Here is a 242-nt window from a genome sequence, read left to right as displayed (position 1 = left end):
CGGTAAAGGCCTTCACCACCAGTCCGCGCAAGCGGGTGTGGTCCGGCGGATCCTGCTGCAGCATCCAGTGGCTCATGCTGCGGAACACCGGCTCGTCCATGATCTTGGGGCCGTAGCGGCGGACGGTGCGCTCGACATAATCCTTGCCGAACCGCTTGTCGCGCATGACGAGGCTGACCTCGGCATGACGGCTTGCGACATACATCCCTAGCGGCGTCAGATGCACGGGATCGGTGGTGCGC

At 64.5% G+C, this 242-nt stretch carries 1 pseudogene; it reads right to left on the bottom strand.

From position 1 onward, the window contains the following. Nucleotides 1-242, bottom strand: a pseudogene (locus QSV46_RS40820) (cytochrome P450); the annotation flags it as partial.

Origin of the sequence: Bradyrhizobium cosmicum (assembly GCF_032290525.1) — a bacterium.
Classification (GTDB): Bacteria; Pseudomonadota; Alphaproteobacteria; order Rhizobiales; family Xanthobacteraceae; genus Bradyrhizobium; species Bradyrhizobium cosmicum_A.
This window is presented reverse-complemented; position numbering and strand designations above follow the sequence as displayed.